We start from the raw sequence: 16,883 nt of genomic DNA, 5'->3' as shown, positions 1-16,883 counted from the left end.
GTAATATAGGTCTTTGATCGTAAAAATATGAATATAAAAAATACCACATTATCACTTTTGCTGCTGCTATCGTCGCAATTGTTTGCTCAAGAAAGTTCCGAAAATAAAGAAATTTCTAGATTCGAAACAAAATTATCCTATTTAGATTCCATCAAAAAAACATTCGTAAAAGATGATTTAGCCGCCTGCGTAGATAGCTTGTGGATGAAGGAATTGACTAATTTAGATTTGTACAACTCCATTTCGGATGATATTAAGAATGTCAATGTCGATGAGAAAATTGAGTATGAATTGTCAACGGAACTTCTCAAAGAAAGATTGGCTGCAATGGATGCGAAATCGCCTTTCAACATTGAATACAATCAAGGATTAGAAAACATCATCAAATCATTTTTGAAGAATCGAAAAAAATCCTTTGAACGTTTAATGGCGGTTTCTGAGTATTATTTTCCTGTGTTTGAAGAAGCTTTAGCCAAACAAAATGTCCCTTTAGAAATAAAATATTTAGCCGTTGTGGAATCCGCTTTAAATCCTAAAGCAGTTTCTAAAATGGGAGCAACCGGATTGTGGCAATTTATGTATCAAACGGGAAAACAATATGGTTTAAAAATTGATTCTTATATAGATGAACGCAGCGATCCTTTGAAAGCCAGTGCAGCCGCGGCCCAATATATGACTAATATGTACCGAATATTTGGTGACTGGGATTTGGTTTTGGCGTCCTATAATTCAGGTCCTGGAAATGTTTCAAAAGCAATCAGACGTTCCGGCGGTCAGCAAAACTATTGGAACATCAGAAAAAATCTGCCTAAAGAAACACAGGGATATGTTCCGGCTTTCCTGGCAACGATGTATATTTATGAATACCATAAAGAACACGGAATTGTTCCTAACAGAGCCACTGTGCAACATTTTGCTACAGATACCATACTGATTAAAAAGCAAATGACTTTCAAGCAAATATCTGATTTGTTGGATGTTCCTGTAGTTCAGTTGCAAGTACTAAACCCATCGTATAAACTCAATGTGATTCCGTTTTATCACGACCAAAATCATTATTTAAGATTACCTCAAGAAAAAATTGCTGTTTTTGCGTCTAATGAGGATCAGATTTATGCGTACACGCAATATGAATTAGACCAACGCGAAAGACCGTACCAAACTTCAAAAGCAGTTGTCAAAAACACTCCAAATACCTTTAGTCAAAGTAGTACAGCTGGTAAAATAGCGTACTATAAAGTAAAACGAGGAGATAATCTAACTAGCATTGCTTTTAAATATGGTGTTTCTATTACCGAACTAAAGAAATGGAATAACCTTAATAGTAATGCGCTTGCTTATGGCAAGAACTTGAAGATTAGTACAGGACAGCCTTTAATTAAATCAACAACAGTAGAACCTAAAGAAAATAATAGCATCTTAAAAAGCCAAATGATCTTGGTCGCCGAAACAAAAAATAATAAAGAAGAAAAAGTAAATAGTGCTTCAAGCATTTCTGCAACGGAGGAAGCAAAACTTTATTTGGTACAAAAAGGAGATAATCTAGGGAGCATTGCTACTAAATATGATGTTACAGTAGCAGATCTTCAAACCTGGAATGGGCTTACGAGCGATGCAGTTCAAGTAGGGGCTTCCTTGCAAATAGCGAATAACGAACTGGAGGAAAAACCAGCATTAGCTTCGATCCCAGAACGAAAAGATGTTGAATATATAGTTTTGAAAGGAGATAATTTAGGAGCTATTGCCGGTAAATTTGGAGCTTCCGTCGTGGATTTAAGACACTGGAATAAGTTGCCAGACAATACGATTACTATTGGAAAAACATTAATCGTTGCCAAAGATGAAATCGCCATTGTTACTGACAAGGCCACTGTCAATTCCTTCAAGAGTAAATCAAGTATAACGGCCTCCTCTAAAAAAGTACCTTCTAATTATTATGTCAAAAAAGGAGACTCTTTATTTAGCATAGCCAAAAAATATCCTGGCGTTACCACTTCGGATTTAAAAAAATGGAACGGTATTAGCGGTGAAGAAATCAAGCCTGGAATGAAGTTAAAAATTAACGGATAAATCAATTAACTTCGATAAATTTGGGTTTTACTTTATAATCGAACCGTAATGAATAAAGCCCATTTTCTATTTCTTTTTGTTTCTCTGCTTTTATTTTCTTGTAAAAAAGAGAATAATCTAGTAGCACGTAAAACTACCGGTAAAATCAACACGATTTCTGTAATTATCGATGATCAGCTATGGAACGGGGATATTGGTGATAGCATTCGGAACAAGTTTGCATCTCCGGTGATTGGATTACCACAAGAAGAACCTTTATTCAATATCAATCAATATCCAGTCAAGCTTTTAGAAGGATTTATGACGGATACGCGAGCGATTATAGTGGTCAAAAAAGCGGAAGAAAATAAGTTTGAAATTCGAAAAAATCAATACGCTTCCCCTCAAAATGTATTCCATATTTCTGGAAAAACCAATGCCGATATTCTCGCTTGCATTGAAAAAAATGCGCTGCAAATGGTTCAGATGATCAAACAAGCTGAAATTGCCGAGAGCCAACGAATAAACAGCCTGTCCCTAATAGATCCTAAAATTATAGAGAACAAGTTTCACATTGGTCTACAGGTTCCCTCTGGATATGCTTATGTGCTTCAAAAAAGTAATTTTATGTGGCTAAAAAAGGAAATCATAGGCGGGAATACCAGTTTATTGCTCTATCAAGTTCCTTTGAATACCATTAATAAAGACACTGATTTAATTACCAGTATTATAAAAATGCGGGATTCCATAGGTCATCTGTACATAAGCGGAAAAGAACCAGATACTAACATGATGACGGAAGAGGCCTACGCGCCTTATCTATTTAAGATCAATCTTGACGGAAAAGTTACTTATGAAACTAAAGGAACTTGGCAATTAAACAATGATTTTATGTCCGGACCTTTTATTAATTATGCTATTATTGATGCCGATTATAACCGAGTTTTGGTTTTAGAAGGGTTTTGTTACGCGCCTTCAAAAGATAAAAGGGATTTAATGCATGAACTCGAATCCATTATAAAATCAGTGGTAGTTGTTAAAAGAGTGCCTTAAATTTCTTTTATTTGCATTTTATAAAAAATATCTAGGCATGACAATACAATGGGAAATTAAGGCATTTGATGCCCTGACTGTACACGAGCTTTATGATTTATTACGCTTAAGAAGCGAAATTTTTGTGATAGAGCAGAACTGTGTTTACCTAGATCTCGACGGAAAAGATAAAGTAGCATTGCATCTTATTGGTTCGTTTGAAGGCAAAATTGTCGCTCATTCCAGATTGTTTAAACCGGGAATCAGTTTTGATTATGCTTCTATCGGAAGGGTAACTGTTGATGCAAATTACCGCGACAGAAAATGGGGACATGATCTTATGCGGGAATCAATTGCTGGAATTGCGCATCATTTTGGCGAAAGCAAAATTACTATTGGAGCACAATTGTACCTGAAAAAATTCTATGAAAGCCATGGTTTTGTGCAAACCAGCGAAATGTATCTGGAAGATGATATTCCACATATTGAAATGAAACGAGAATAATCAGATTTTCAGAATTATAAATTCAACTCTGCGATCCAGTGCTTCACCTTGGCCTAAAGGAAACTTGTTTCCGCTTCCCACATAGTGCATTCTAAGGCTGTTTATTCCCTTATTTATGAGATAGCGATAGACGTTTTTGGCCCTATTTAAAGATAGTTTTCGTTCCTGTGTGTCTTTATCTATGGCATCTTGGTAATGACTAGGCGTGCAGCATACATGTCCTCTGATTTCGAATTCCATTGTTTTTTGCTGTTGCAAAAGTAGTGCAATGGCATCCAATTCTTTCTTGGACTGTTCCGTTAATTTACTGCTGCCAAGGGCAAAAAGAATATTGTCTAGATAAATACGATCTCCCACTTTATGGCTTTCCTGAAATGAAGTATAAATACCCTTCCCAAAACTGTTTTTCTTGACAATAAATAAATCAACGCGCCTGTTTTTAGATCGGGTTTCAGACAGGTTTTCCACCCTATCTTTTTGTACAATTATACGACCTCTGCCTTCAATAATGACAATCTTATTTTTGTTAAAACCATTTTCCGTAAGAATATTTTGAACCGTAATTACCCTGTTTTTTGATAATTCAAAATTATAATCGTTGGCGCCTCGATCATCGCAGTAGCCATAAATTTGTATCGATTCGATTTTGGTTGTATCAGCTTTTTTTATAAAATCAATTATCGTTTGTACTTGCTCATCGTACAGAGTGAATTTGTCAAATTCAAAATAAACTGTTTCCACAGGTCTTGCTTGAGCGAAAAAATAGCTCGAAAAAAGAAGTAATGCTATGGAAAATGCTTGTTTCATTACATTTTTAAAATAGAGCGATACGCCGCATTAGTACTCAAAATAGAAGTAGCTTTTTTGATTTCTGAATTGTTTTTGGTGTAATATTGATACAATCCTTCTTGGTATTGGTATCTCTTAATGATTTCATCAACCATTAATTTTTTGATTTCTTTTTGATTTTTATCCAATAATGCATTTTCACTTTTCTGCAATGCGGTTAATAATTGTTGGTATTCGGCCTGAATAGATTCGTCCAGTTTTTCTTTTTTGGCTACAGCCAAAGTGTTTTTCAAAGCCAATTCCGTTTCGGTGTCAAAAGAAAATTTTTGCGCTTTCAAGAATTGTTTGAAATCTTCATAATCAGCATCAGAGAGGACCGGAATCTGATTCCCTAAACTCGGATTTTTATAGTAATAAGTTGTGGCATAGTTGAAAATTCCGTCGTTACGCAACAAAGCATTTGTGATGGGACTCGATTTTGTTTCTTCCATTTCCACGTCAGGTTGTATTCCGCCACCGTCATAAACGGTTCTGCCTTTTCTGGTTTTAAAAGCATTGAAGTTCTTCTCTTCTGTTTTAATTGCCATTCCATTTTTGTCTTTTCGAGAGTAATCCAAAGCTTGAATACACCTTCCGGACGGCGTGTAGTAGCGAGAAATAGTCACTTTTAGCTGTGTTCCAAACGTCAAATCTACAGGTCTTTGTACCAGTCCTTTTCCAAAACTGCGGCTTCCTACCACCACAGCGCGATCTAAATCCTGTAGTGCGCCAGCGACAATTTCAGATGCCGAAGCACTACGGCCATTTACCAGAATGATCAAAGGAATTTCAGTATCTACAGGATCTTTAGTCGTTTTGTAGGTGCTGTTGTGTTTTTCTATCTTGGATTTTGTTGTAACAATAATTTCGTTTTTTGGAACAAATAAATTACAGATATTAACGGCTTCATTCAAAAGTCCGCCCGGATTGTCTCGTACATCCAGTATAATACGTTCCGCACCTTCTTTTTTGAGTTGTTCCAATGCCTCTTTAGTTTCTACCGATGCTTTTTTATTGAAATGCGACAACACAATGTAGCCTGTTTTATCGTCTACTTTTCCAAAGAACGGAACTGATTTGATTTCGACTTCGTCCAAAATAATCTGTGTAGTATTTACTTTTCCCTGACGCATGTACTTGACATCAATTTTCGTGTTTTTAGCACCTTTGAAAAGTTGAGAAGCCTCGTCTTTGAAATCAGATAAAAGTACGTCTCCCACTTGAATAATTTCATCGCCGGCTTTCAATCCTGCTTTGTCGGCAGGAAAATCTTTATAAGGTTCCTTCACGATTAACTTATCTTCTTTCCGAGTCAATAAAGCGCCAATTCCAGTATATTCTCCGGTATTGTTGATCTTGAATCGCACCACATCCTGCTCGTTGAAATAGACGGTGTACGGATCTAAGTTAGCCAGCATTCCTTTGATGGCTTTGTCCATTAATTCACCGGGATTTGTCTCATCGACATAGTTCCTGTTCAATTCTTTGAAAAGTGTGGTGAATATCTCGATTTGCTTGGCAATTTCGAAAAAATCATCTTTGAAACTGGTTCCAATAAACAGAAATGCCGAAGCGACAACGGGAATTATTAATTTTTTTTTGAAGAAGTTCATAGGCCTAAATAGCTAAATTTGAGTCCACTAAAATAAGAATAAATCACCAAATAATTGTTCGGACGGAATCTAAAGGCAACTTTGTTTAATTAAAAAAGGTCAAATGTTTAAATTTCAGAAATAGAATCGATTTCTGATGCTGGTTTTTTAATGTTTTGAGCAATAAACTTCTCAAATAATTGAATGGTTTTGGTGTTGATTTCCTGATAGGACAATCGGTCCTTCGTTTGGTAAAAAAACATAAAGGAATACGGTTGATCCAGATTGTCAATCAATAAGTGTTTGTTCAAGCGATAAGTTTCGCGCAGTACACGTTTGAAATAATTGCGATCTACGGCTTTCTTGAAATTCTTTTTGGAAACTGAAACGCCCATTTTTATTTTTTCACTTTTGTCAAAAGAACCAGCTTTATATACCAATCGCAACGGATATTTAGATACTGATTTCCCTTCGGTAAACAATAATCCAATCGTAATTTTGCTTTTCAGCTTTTCGGTTTTCGGGTAAGTGAAATTCATTTTAATAGAAAAAATTCGTAGTTTTTGACTCGCAAAGTTACGATTAAACGTTGAGTCGGGATATTGTTTCCGATTTAAATAACGCTAAAAATATATTTCTTACTTTTGCCTTAAATTTTTAAGCATGCAAAAACTGATTTCGTATCCCATTTCCGTTATTTATTATTTATGTTTCGGTCTAACTTTGGTTATTTTTCATCCGATACAGTGGGTTTGTTTCCATGGCTTTGGCTATCAAGCCCATAAAAAAAGTGTTGATTATCTGAACTTTTTCTTAGTGAAATGTACAAATCTGCTAGGAACAACATACAAGTTTGAAAATATTGAGAATATTCCAAAGAATGTACCCTTGATTTTTGTCTCTAATCATCAAAGCATGTACGATATTATTGCTATGATTTGGTTTTTTCGCCGTTTTCATTGTAAATTTGTTAGTAAGAAAGAATTAGGAAGTGGTATTCCAAGTGTATCGTTTAATTTGCGTCATGGGGGTTCAGTGCTTATCGATCGTAAAGATCCCAAACAAGCTATTCCTGCCATTAAAGGATTGGCAGAATATATTGAAAAACACAACCGTTCAGCCGTTATCTTTCCAGAAGGAACACGAAGCAAGACCGGAAAGCCAAAAGAGTTTTCTCAAACGGGATTGAAAATATTATGCAAAAATGCTCCTTCAGCTTTCGTGGTTCCAATAAGCATAAACAATTCTTGGAAAATAGTTAAATACGGGTTTTTCCCCTTAGGTCTAGGAAATCGCCTTACCTTTGTAGTACATAAACCGTTAGCGGTTGCAGCGTATGATTTTGCGGAGTTAATGGAAAAGACAGAAGCAGCAGTAGTTCAAGGAATAAAAATTTAATTTATATATAATGTCAATAAAAAACATTCGATTAGAAGTAATGCAGTTTTTGGAAAAAAACGTAGACAGCTTTGTCGATCAGTATCTAATTCCAGTAGAAAAAATATGGCAACCAACTGATTTTTTGCCTAATTCTCAAAGTGATACTTTTTTTGATGAGGTCAAAGAATTACGTGAAATTGCAAAAGAATTACCATACGATTTCTGGGTAACATTAGTGGGAGATACTATTACTGAGGAAGCGTTGCCAACTTACGAATCCTGGTTAATGGATGTCGAAGGAATTGATAACGTGGAGAGAAATGGTTGGTCTAAATGGATTAGACAATGGACTGGTGAGGAAAATCGTCATGGTGATTTGTTGAACAAGTATTTGTATTTGTCAGGTCGTGTGAACATGCGTGAAGTTGAAATGACAACACAGCACTTGATCAACGATGGTTTTGATATTGGAACCGGAAGAGATCCTTACAAAAACTTTGTTTACACTAGTTTTCAAGAATTAGCAACGTATGTTTCTCATAACAGAGTGGCGCAAATGGCTAAGAAATATGGAGACAACAAATTGTCAAAAATGTGCAAAATGATTGCTGGTGACGAAATGCGTCATCATCATGCGTACAGCGAATTTGTAACTCGTATTTTTCAGGTGGATCCAAGCGAAATGATGCTTGCTTTTCAATACATGATGAAAGCAAAAATTGTGATGCCAGCGCATTTCTTGAGAGAATCTGGTGAAAAAATAAGTACTGCTTTTGAGCAGTTTTCTGATTCAGCTCAACGAATTGGGGTTTATACTGCAGCCGATTATGTAGATATCATGCAAAAACTAATCGAGAAATGGGAAATTGACAAAATTATAGGGTTGACGGATGAAGCAGAAAAAGCACGTGATTACCTGATGAAATTACCAGCTAGAATGGCCAGAATTTCAGAACGATTGGTAATTCCACAAGAATCCCATATTTTCAAATGGGTGGAGCCAGCTTTAATAAGATAGATTTCTGAATTCTAAATAAAGAATAAAAATGTTGGATTTTGAAGTTGAAGAACTTTGAAATTCAACATTTTTTTTAAATAAATATATAATGATTAATCCAGATTTAATACCTAGAACAATTCTTTTTGTAAAAGAAAAATTAGAAAATGCCGAAGGAGGACACGACTGGTTTCATATAGAGCGCGTGTACAAAAACACGTTGTTGATTGCTAAAAATGAAGCTTGTAATACTATAATAGTGCAACTTGGCGCTTTGCTGCACGATATTGCCGATAGTAAGTTTCACAATGGTGACGAAACCGTTGGTCCAAGAGTAGCTCGAGAATTTTTAGAATCTGAAAATGTTGATGAAGAAATAATCGAACATGTGGTAAATATTATTGAAAACATCTCCTACAAAGGTGGGAATTTTGAGAAAAAATTTACTTCGATAGAATTGAATGTGGTTCAGGATGCGGACCGTTTAGACGCCATAGGAGCCATCGGAATCGCCAGAACATTCAATTATGGCGGTTTTAAAAATAGAACGCTGTATGATCCCGAAATAGCGCCAAATTCAAGTATGACCAAGGAAGAATATAAAAAAAATGATTCGCCAACGCTCAATCACTTCTACGAAAAATTATTACTCTTAAAAGACAAGATGAATACCGAGACCGGAAAACAAATCGCACAAGAACGACACCGTTACATGGAAGGATTTCTAGCGCAGTTTTATGCGGAATGGGAAGGGGAGAAGTAGTAGTTCGCGTTCAGTTTTTTAGTTATCGGTTATCTGTTTTCCGCTTAGCAGTGATTTGGTATCCTATTTATCTCACTGGAAGCGTTTCACAGTTTGTTGTTACAGTAAAATCATATTATTGTCGGGATTCCTTCGGAATGATAAATTAATAATTTTTATTACCTGTTTTTTCGGGCTAATTTTTCCAACACAGTTTTTCCACTCCAGTTTGTCACGCTGGAAGCGTCTCATCACTTGCAGCTAAAGTAAAATCACACTATTGTAGGGATTCCTCAGAAATGACACTGTAAGCAGATAGTTTTATGACTGGGTTTTCCTAATCCAATTTTCCTAGTCCAGTTTTCCCAGTCCAATTATCCCAGTCCAATTATCCAGTTTAGTTTGTCACGCTGGAAGCGTCTCATCACTTGCAGCTAAAGTAAAATCACACTATTGTAGGGATTCCTCAGAAATGACACTGTAAGTAGATAGTTTTATGACTGGGTTTTCCTAATCCAATTTTCCTAGTCCAGTTTTCCCAGTCCAATTATCCCAGTCCAATTGTCCAGTTTAGTTTGTCACGCTGGAAGCGTCTCATCACTTGCAGCTAAAGTAAAATCATATTATTGTAGGGATTTCTCAGAAATGACAATGCAAGTAGGTAGTTTTATGACTTGGTTTTCCTAATCCAGTTTTCCTAGTCTAGTTTTCCCAGTCCAATTATCCAGTTTAGTTTGTCACGCTGGAAGCGTCTCATCGGTTGCTGCCGAAGCAAAATCATATTATTGTCGGGATTCCTCAGAAATGACAAATTAATAATTTTTATTACCTGTTTTTTCGGGCTAATTTTTCCAACACAGTTTTTCCACTCCAGTTTGTCACGCTGGAAGCGTCTCATCACTTGCAGCTAAAGTAAAATCACACAATTATAGGGATTCCTCAGAAATGACAATGTAAGTAGGTAGTTTTATGACTTGGTTTTCCCAATCCAGTTTTCCTAGTCCACTTATCCTAGTCCAGTTTTCCCAGTCCAATTATCCAGTTTAGTTTGTCACGCTGGAAGCGTCTCAGTGCCGGGTACTAAAGAATAATCAGACTATTGTAGGGATTTCTCCGGAATGACAAATTAGGATAAAGCACTTGCCTTTCTCAAAATATTTATTAGTTTTATCTTAAAAAAATGATTGAATATACAGAAGGAATCTACAACTTTTATGTTTACATGATAACAAATAAAAACAGAACTGTTTTATATACTGGTGTTACCAATAATTTAAAACGAAGGCTAAATGAGCATAAGAACCACATTAATGCTAGTAGTTTTACTGCTCGTTACAATGTCGAGTTTTTGATTTATTATGAACATTTCGGATGGATTCAGCTTGCCATTGCTAGAGAAAAGGAAATCAAAGACATGCGGAGAGAATTGAAATTAAATCTAATTCAAGAACTTAATCCAGAAATGAAATTCTTGAATTCTCATTTTGAGTAGTTTTTAATGTAATCTCAAAATCATAGTAGTGTAGTGATTCCTCCGGAATGACGAAGTTAGTAGATAATTTAACACCCGATTTTTTTAGTCCAGTTTTTCCAATCCAGTTTGTCACGCTGGAAGCGTCTCATCACTTGCTAATAAAGTAAAATCACACTATTGTAGGGATTCTTCCGGAATGACAAATTAAATAGATAGTTTTAGTACTTAGTTTAGTATAATTTTCTCAATCCAGTTTTCCCAGTCCAATTTGTCACGCTGGAAGCGTCCCATCGTTTGGTAATAAAGAATAATCACACTTATGTCCGGATTCCTCCGGAATGACAGAGTGAAAAGATGATCAAAAATCTTAAATTGAAATCCCTTTCGATTGCATTTCCATAATCACATCTGATGCGTTTTTAAAAGTTGGCGCTTGTTCAATAATACTCGCTACTCTTTTTTTATTGAGTTTAAAGGTGATGTCATTTTCTGTGGTAAATAAAAGGGCCGTTAAAAAAGGATTATTCATAAAAGGAGCCAATATCATGAAAGCTTCGTCTAAGGTATGAAATGACTCTATTTCTTCCGTTTTGTACTTTGCAGTAAGGGAAAGACTAAAAACATCATTTTCTAATAAAACGGGACGAACATAGATGTTTTTCAACTCGGTGTCACCTATCGTTTTGGCAAGTGTTAATTTGGCGTAAGTGCCATTTTGAATGCTTTTTTTTACATTTTCCCAGAAAAGTGCAAATACAGGTTGATATGACATAAGTTTATTTTTAAGAGATCTTCTATTCCGAAACCGGATTGCAAAATTAAGTGTTGTAATTCAAACAATCTCTTTTTGAAGAAAAATTATTTTAAATCAAAATACTTTAAACAAAAAAGAGAGTCAATTGACTCCCTTTTTTGTTTATTTCCCACTAAACACCGCTTTTCTTTTCTCTAAGAAAGCCGTCGTTCCTTCTTTAAAATCTTCTGTCCCAAAACATTTTCCAAAGGCCTTTATTTCGGTTTCAAAGCCGTTTTTTCCTTCTTTGAAATTTGCATTCACTGCTTTTATAGCTTTGCCAATAGCATACGGAGAGTTCTTGATTATTTTATTGGCTACACTCACACAATAATCAAGAAGTTCCCCTTCAGGAACAACGTGATTTACTAAACCGGTTCGGTATGCATCTTGCGCACTTATCATTCCAGCGGTCATAATCATTTCCATCGCACGGCCTTTTCCTACCAATTGAGGCAAGCGTTGTGTTCCTCCATAACCTGGAATTACACCTAAGGAAACTTCTGGCAATCCCATTTTTGCATTTTCTGAGGCAACTCTGAAATGACACGCCATCGCTAATTCTAATCCGCCACCCAATGCAAAACCATTGACAGCTGCAATAACAGGCGTTTTTAAATTCTCAATAAAATCGAATAATTTTTCTTGTCCTTCTGCCGCTAATTGTGTTCCTTCTTCAATCGAAAAATGAGCAAATTCAGAGATATCAGCTCCGGCTACAAACGCTTTTTCGCCGCTTCCTGTTAAAATAATAACTTGAATTTCATTGTTTTTTCCTAATGTTTTGAATGCTTTATTCAAATCAGAAATGGTAGCAACATTCAAAGCATTCAATTTCGAAGGACGATTGATGGTAATCGTTGCAATGTTATTTTCAGTTGCAATTAAAATATTTTCGTAGTTCATAAGTGTATTTTTAGGTGTTAATTATGGGAAGTGAAACAATAAAATTGGTTCCTTTTCCAAATTCAGTTTCAAAGGTAATCGTTCCTTTATAATTTTCGATAATGTTTTTTATAATTCCAAGACCAAGTCCCATTCCGCTACTTTTTGTGGTGAATTTTGGTTCAAATATACGGCTGATGTCTTTAGGTTGAATACCAATTCCATTGTCTGAAACCGTTATTAGTACATTGTTCGTGTCTTTACGAATGCGTACCACAACGGATTTTTCTTCTTGTTGCTCTGGAATCGATTGAATGGCATTTTTTGCCAAATTAGTAATAATTCGAATGAGTTGGGTTCGGTCAATTTTCGAAATAATTTCGGGAGAATCACTTTTAAATTCAATATATTCCTCGTTGAAAATATCCATTGCCAGCTCTACCACTTCTACCACATTTAAGGTTTCATTTTGCTGTGCAGGCATTGAGGCAAAATTTGAAAAAGCCGAAGCCACCGCACTCATCGTATCAATTTGCTGTATTAGAGTTTCGGAGTAGTCGTTCATTTTCTGTTTCACATTGGGATCCATTGGATCAAATTTTCGCTGGAAACTTTGTACCGTTAGTCGCATTGGTGTAAGCGGATTCTTGATTTCATGCGCCACTTGTTTCGCCATTTCGCGCCAGGCTTCTTCTCGTTCACTTTGGGCCAGTTTTATGGCACTTTTTTCCAACTTGTCCACCATTCCATTATAAGAGTTGATCAAAAGATTGATCTCTTTGCTACTAGCTTCCAAAACAATTTTTTCATTTTTTTGATTCAAGCTTGTTTCACTCAACTTGTCTGAGATTGTTTTTAAAGACTTGGTGATATAGGACGATAGAAAATAAGCAAACGCGAAAGCTATAATAAGCATGAAGGTATAAACTTGACCCAGACGAATTAGAAAACTTTTCAATTCATTTTCATAGTAGCCGTCATCTTCTACATAGGGTAAATTTAAAATTCCTAAGGGTTTAAATTTATCGTCTTTGATTTGGCTAAAAGCGGAACGATTTTTTTTACCATCAATTGTTTTGATGTCTACGTATCTTTTTTCAATTGAAGAACGGACGAGCTTCAAAATGTATTTTGGAATCGGGGGTGCTACTTTATCAACAGAGAAGGACTCCTTAGAGGATTTTAACAATTGTCCCTCCAAGCTATAAATGTTGATTTCAATGTTATGAATGTGAGCTAATTCGTGAATTTTATCTTTAAAAATAAGGTCTAGATTTCCAGAGGTCAACGGATAAGTCGTGGTGGATAAGATGAAGTTAATGTGTTGCTTTACGGCATTTTCATTTCGTTCCAAGCGCTCTTGGTGGTATTCTTTGGCTTCATTTTTAAATTGGAAAATCGAAATGGAAGCAAGAATCACAGAAGCCATTAATATCAATACAATCATCGAAAGGAAAATCCTGATTCGTAACGAGAGCGTTGCTATTTTGAAGCTTTTAAACATATTAAGATTGATTTCTTTCTCTAATTCTTTTGTAAAATTTGAACCCAAGCATAATCAAAATGGAAAACAAGAAGATGCCAAGCACACCATAGATCCAATTAACAGCATTTTTTAAAATTACTAAAAATACGACAGCAAAAAGGATAATTGTCGCGCCTTCGTTCCATAAGCGCATGAAAGTTGTGGTATATTTTACTTCGTCATTTTGCAATTGCTTGAATATTTGTTGGCATTTTGCATGGTACAAATACAGGGCAAATACGAAGCCAAGTTTTACATGCATCCAAGGCATTTTTAACCACGCTTGGCCTAAATCAGTAAAGAACAACATCCAAAAAGCAAAAATACTGGCTAAAACGGCTGATGGCCAAGTGATGATGTACCACAAGCGATAGGTCATTATTTTGTACTGTTTTTGTAAAATTTCTTTTTCTGGCGAAGGTTTTTGAGCGGCCTCAATTTGGTAAACAAACAAGCGCACAATATAAAAGAGCCCAGCAAACCAGGTGATGACAAAGATGAGGTGTAAGGATTTTAAATAATTATAGTATTCCATCGTTAGTTTGAATCAGTTTTGTGTTCATTTCTTTTTTTAGAAAATAGCCAGTCAATAGCGTTGATAAGATATCTGCAATTGGGAATGCAATCCACACTCCAAAAATACCTAAAAAATTTGGTAGTATCAGTACTAATGGAATGAGGAAAAAGCCCTGTTTGCTTAAGGTTAATAATAGTGCTTTTTTTGCTTTTCCGGCTGCTTGAAAATAAGCGGCACCAATGAGTTGAATGGCAATAATTGGCGAAGCTGCGAAAACCCAGCGCAACGCTTCTGGAGTTTGGTCAATCACGAGTGCATCTGTAGTGAAAACAGCAACAATAGGTTTGGCAAAAATTAATATAACCACAAAAATTAATGAAGCTAAAACAGCAGCATATTTTATGGAAAGCAACACACTTTCCTTGACTCTCTCATAATTTCCTGCGCCATAATTAAAACCTGCGATAGGCAAAAAACCCTGAGTTATGCCCAAAATGGGAAATAAAGCAAACATCAGCATCCGGCTGATAATTCCATAAATAGCAACGGAGTGCTCACCGCCATAGGTGTACAAAGTGTGATTTAGAATTATGGCTAAAACACTCACTACGCCTTGTCTTGAGAATGTTACAAAACTCAACTCCGAAATTTCCTTTACAATTGGCATTTTGAACTTAAAATGCTTCATTTTTAGCTTTAGTTCGCTTTTGAAAACAAAAAACCAAAGCACAAACAGGAAACAGGTGAAATAAGAAATGGCTGTTGCCATAGCAGCGCCAAACATTCCTAAATTTAAGTATTTGATGAAGAGAATGTCCAAGGCGATATTTACAAAAGCAGGGATAATCATGGCGACCATTGCAAACTTGGCTTTGCCTTCTGCCCGAATCACATTGTTGCCCATCATACAAAGAGCTAGAAACGGAACACTAATGATTATGGGAGTAAAAAATTCTTTTGCGGGTTCCATAATGGCGCCTTTTGCACCAAAAAGCATTAGCATTTCATCACTGAAAAAAAGACCAAACAGCACGAAAACAGACGCCAATAAAAAAGTCATCATGATTTGATTGCCAAAAGTGTGTAATGCTTTTTCCTTGTGATTTGCTCCCAATGCTCTGGAAAGTACAGAACCTCCGCCCACACCAATCGCCATCCCTAGTGAAGAAATCAAAAAGGTGATAGGCAAAACTACGGTTACCGCAGCTATAGCTAATGAACCGATCCATTGTCCCACAAAAATGGTGTCGATTAAAATATTAACCGACATGAATAAAATTCCAATGGAGGATGGAACGGCTTGCTTGATCAAGAGTTTTTTGATGTCCTGAGTGCCTAACTCATCGGCGGTAACAGCCATTTAAGCGATTGTTTTTTCAACATCAACTTTAATGGATGAAGAGGCATTCGACCAATTTGAAATCCAATTGCTTACTGTTTTACACCAATCGTCACCGTCATTTAAACAAGGAATTGCTTTGAAGTTTTCTCCTCCATGAACTTTAAATTCATGATTGGCTTCCATCGCAATTTCTTCTAATGTTTCTAAACAATCAGAAACAAAAGCAGGTGTTACAACAGCCAAATTTTTAATTCCTTTTTCTGGCATTTTGTTTACTTCCACATCAGTATAAGGGGTTAACCATTTGTCACCCGCTAAACGCGATTGAAAAGTCTGGCTGTATTTTCCTTCTGGGATTCCAAGTAACTTTACCACTTGTTTGGTGGTTTCATAACATTGGTGTCGGTAGCAAAATTCATGCGCTGGTGAGGGCGTGTTGCAGCAAGAACCGTCTATTTTACAATGTGATTTTGTAATATCTGTTTTGCGAATGTGACGCTCTGGAATTCCATGGTAGGAGAATAAAAGATGGTCGTAATCATATCCTTCTAAATGTCCTTTTATAGAGTCGGCAAGGTTTTGTAAATAATCGGGTTTGTTGTAAAAAGCAGGCACAATTGTAAATTTCATTTCTGGGAAATATTTTTTACGGTGCTCTTCAGCTAGTTCTAAAATGGTAGTTGTCGAAGCCATGGCGTGTTGTGGATACAAGGGGAAAAGCAACACTTCAGTTACTCCTTTATCATGTAATTCTTGTAAACCAGATAGCAAAGATGGATTTCCATAGCGCATGGCTAGTGATACAGGAACATCAACTAGTTTTTGTACTTTCTCGTGCATTCTTTTAGAAATAACGACAAGTGGAGACCCTTCATCCCACCATATCTTGGCGTAAGCTGCGGCTGATTTTTTAGGTCTTGTTTGCAAAATGATTCCACGCACTAATAAGGCTCGCAACAAAAACGGAACGTCAATTACGTACTTGTCCATTAAAAATTCATCTAAATACGGTTTTACGTCTTTTGCTGTTGGACTTTCTGGGGAACCTAAATTTACTAATAATACACCTTTCATATTTGCTATTTTTTTCATTATTGTCATTGCTTCGCCAGTTCGGGTAAACCCTCGTGTCCGAAGAATGAGGAATCTTGGTACAAAAGTACTTAAACTTACTTTTTTATAAATTCCGATTAACTATTTTTTATTTATTGTTTAATATAAG

16 protein-coding genes are annotated in these 16,883 nt (G+C 35.9%); 7 read left to right on the top strand and 9 right to left on the bottom strand.

From position 1 onward, the window contains the following. Positions 1-27 precede the first annotated feature (27 nt). The 3 genes from BUC11_RS08560 to BUC11_RS08550 are packed head-to-tail and all read left to right on the top strand — an operon-like array spanning position 28 to position 3,586. Positions 28-2,070, top strand: coding sequence for a lytic transglycosylase domain-containing protein (locus BUC11_RS08560; RefSeq protein WP_073353311.1), 2,043 nt, complete (start codon positions 28-30; stop codon positions 2,068-2,070). A 48-nt stretch (positions 2,071-2,118) separates the two neighbouring features. Continuing rightward, entirely contained in the window at positions 2,119-3,102 is a 984-nt protein-coding gene (locus BUC11_RS08555) for a DUF4837 family protein (RefSeq protein ID WP_073353309.1), read from the top strand. A 37-nt stretch (positions 3,103-3,139) separates the two neighbouring features. Next, the gene (locus tag BUC11_RS08550; protein WP_073353307.1) at positions 3,140-3,586 is read left to right on the top strand and encodes a GNAT family N-acetyltransferase; all 447 of its coding nucleotides are present in this window, start codon (positions 3,140-3,142) and stop codon (positions 3,584-3,586) included. Here the strand turns inward: BUC11_RS08550 and BUC11_RS08545 are convergent, their stop codons facing one another. From BUC11_RS08545 to rnpA, 3 genes are all read right to left on the bottom strand, one after another. After that, on the bottom strand, positions 3,587-4,393 hold the full coding sequence (locus BUC11_RS08545; protein WP_073353305.1) for an OmpA family protein: 807 nt from the start codon (positions 4,391-4,393) through the stop codon (positions 3,587-3,589). Next, positions 4,393-6,027, bottom strand: a complete 1,635-nt coding sequence (locus BUC11_RS08540; RefSeq protein ID WP_073353302.1) for a S41 family peptidase — start codon at positions 6,025-6,027, stop codon at positions 4,393-4,395. Before BUC11_RS08540 ends, BUC11_RS08545 begins: the two co-directional genes overlap by 1 nt. A gap of 107 nt (positions 6,028-6,134) precedes the next feature. Next, positions 6,135-6,545, bottom strand: a complete 411-nt coding sequence (gene rnpA / locus BUC11_RS08535; protein ID WP_073353300.1) for a ribonuclease P protein component — start codon at positions 6,543-6,545, stop codon at positions 6,135-6,137. A 124-nt stretch (positions 6,546-6,669) separates the two neighbouring features. On the opposite strand from rnpA, the gene BUC11_RS08530 reads away from it, so the two are divergent. The 4 genes from BUC11_RS08530 to BUC11_RS08510 all read left to right on the top strand — a co-directional run bounded on the left by BUC11_RS08530 (position 6,670) and on the right by BUC11_RS08510 (position 10,617). Next, positions 6,670-7,404: a lysophospholipid acyltransferase family protein gene (locus tag BUC11_RS08530; RefSeq protein ID WP_073353298.1), complete on the top strand. Its 735-nt coding sequence runs from the start codon at positions 6,670-6,672 to the stop codon at positions 7,402-7,404. Positions 7,405-7,414: 10 nt separating this feature from the next. After that, entirely contained in the window at positions 7,415-8,404 is a 990-nt protein-coding gene (locus BUC11_RS08525) for an acyl-ACP desaturase (protein ID WP_073353296.1), read from the top strand. Between the two features lie 88 nt (positions 8,405-8,492). Then, positions 8,493-9,146, top strand: coding sequence for an HD domain-containing protein (locus BUC11_RS08520; RefSeq protein WP_073353294.1), 654 nt, complete (start codon positions 8,493-8,495; stop codon positions 9,144-9,146). 1,159 nt (positions 9,147-10,305) lie between these two features. Continuing rightward, entirely contained in the window at positions 10,306-10,617 is a 312-nt protein-coding gene (locus BUC11_RS08510; RefSeq protein WP_073353290.1) for a GIY-YIG nuclease family protein, read from the top strand. 349 nt (positions 10,618-10,966) lie between these two features. On the opposite strand, the gene BUC11_RS08505 is transcribed toward BUC11_RS08510, so the two are convergent. The 6 genes from BUC11_RS08505 to hemH all read right to left on the bottom strand — a co-directional run bounded on the left by BUC11_RS08505 (position 10,967) and on the right by hemH (position 16,735). Further along, complete coding sequence (locus tag BUC11_RS08505) at positions 10,967-11,371, bottom strand: hypothetical protein (RefSeq protein ID WP_073353286.1); 405 nt, start codon at positions 11,369-11,371, stop codon at positions 10,967-10,969. 144 nt (positions 11,372-11,515) lie between these two features. Further along, a complete protein-coding gene (locus tag BUC11_RS08500; protein WP_073353284.1) occupies positions 11,516-12,298 on the bottom strand; it encodes an enoyl-CoA hydratase/isomerase family protein in 783 nt (260 codons plus the stop codon). Between the two features lie 10 nt (positions 12,299-12,308). Continuing rightward, entirely contained in the window at positions 12,309-13,781 is a 1,473-nt protein-coding gene (locus BUC11_RS08495; RefSeq protein ID WP_073353349.1) for an ATP-binding protein, read from the bottom strand. A 1-nt stretch (position 13,782) separates the two neighbouring features. Further along, the gene (locus BUC11_RS08490; protein ID WP_073353282.1) at positions 13,783-14,337 is read right to left on the bottom strand and encodes a CopD family protein; all 555 of its coding nucleotides are present in this window, start codon (positions 14,335-14,337) and stop codon (positions 13,783-13,785) included. Continuing rightward, entirely contained in the window at positions 14,324-15,679 is a 1,356-nt protein-coding gene (locus tag BUC11_RS08485; protein ID WP_073353280.1) for an MATE family efflux transporter, read from the bottom strand. Before BUC11_RS08485 ends, BUC11_RS08490 begins: the two co-directional genes overlap by 14 nt. Further along, complete coding sequence (gene hemH, locus BUC11_RS08480; protein ID WP_073353347.1) at positions 15,680-16,735, bottom strand: ferrochelatase; 1,056 nt, start codon at positions 16,733-16,735, stop codon at positions 15,680-15,682. Positions 16,736-16,883: the final 148 nt, after the last annotated feature.

Source organism: Flavobacterium xanthum, assembly GCF_900142695.1.
In the GTDB taxonomy this organism is placed as follows: domain Bacteria; phylum Bacteroidota; class Bacteroidia; order Flavobacteriales; family Flavobacteriaceae; genus Flavobacterium; species Flavobacterium xanthum.
Note: the sequence above shows the minus strand (reverse complement) of the source record. Positions and strands in the feature narration are given on the sequence as shown.

What these genes read in the sequence shown, in the direction of transcription:
- BUC11_RS08560 (WP_073353311.1), top strand. Translation starts at nt 28, where the DNA reads ATGAATATAAAAAATACCACATTATCACTTTTGCTGCTGCTATCGTCG.
- BUC11_RS08555 (WP_073353309.1), top strand. Translation starts at nt 2,119, where the DNA reads ATGAATAAAGCCCATTTTCTATTTCTTTTTGTTTCTCTGCTTTTATTT.
- BUC11_RS08550 (WP_073353307.1), top strand. Translation starts at nt 3,140, where the DNA reads ATGACAATACAATGGGAAATTAAGGCATTTGATGCCCTGACTGTACAC.
- BUC11_RS08545 (WP_073353305.1), bottom strand. Translation starts at nt 4,393, where the DNA reads ATGAAACAAGCATTTTCCATAGCATTACTTCTTTTTTCGAGCTATTTT.
- BUC11_RS08540 (WP_073353302.1), bottom strand. Translation starts at nt 6,027, where the DNA reads ATGAACTTCTTCAAAAAAAAATTAATAATTCCCGTTGTCGCTTCGGCA.
- rnpA (WP_073353300.1), bottom strand. Translation starts at nt 6,545, where the DNA reads ATGAATTTCACTTACCCGAAAACCGAAAAGCTGAAAAGCAAAATTACG.
- BUC11_RS08530 (WP_073353298.1), top strand. Translation starts at nt 6,670, where the DNA reads ATGCAAAAACTGATTTCGTATCCCATTTCCGTTATTTATTATTTATGT.
- BUC11_RS08525 (WP_073353296.1), top strand. Translation starts at nt 7,415, where the DNA reads ATGTCAATAAAAAACATTCGATTAGAAGTAATGCAGTTTTTGGAAAAA.
- BUC11_RS08520 (WP_073353294.1), top strand. Translation starts at nt 8,493, where the DNA reads ATGATTAATCCAGATTTAATACCTAGAACAATTCTTTTTGTAAAAGAA.
- BUC11_RS08510 (WP_073353290.1), top strand. Translation starts at nt 10,306, where the DNA reads ATGATTGAATATACAGAAGGAATCTACAACTTTTATGTTTACATGATA.
- BUC11_RS08505 (WP_073353286.1), bottom strand. Translation starts at nt 11,371, where the DNA reads ATGTCATATCAACCTGTATTTGCACTTTTCTGGGAAAATGTAAAAAAA.
- BUC11_RS08500 (WP_073353284.1), bottom strand. Translation starts at nt 12,298, where the DNA reads ATGAACTACGAAAATATTTTAATTGCAACTGAAAATAACATTGCAACG.
- BUC11_RS08495 (WP_073353349.1), bottom strand. Translation starts at nt 13,781, where the DNA reads ATGTTTAAAAGCTTCAAAATAGCAACGCTCTCGTTACGAATCAGGATT.
- BUC11_RS08490 (WP_073353282.1), bottom strand. Translation starts at nt 14,337, where the DNA reads ATGGAATACTATAATTATTTAAAATCCTTACACCTCATCTTTGTCATC.
- BUC11_RS08485 (WP_073353280.1), bottom strand. Translation starts at nt 15,679, where the DNA reads ATGGCTGTTACCGCCGATGAGTTAGGCACTCAGGACATCAAAAAACTC.
- hemH (WP_073353347.1), bottom strand. Translation starts at nt 16,735, where the DNA reads ATGAAAGGTGTATTATTAGTAAATTTAGGTTCCCCAGAAAGTCCAACA.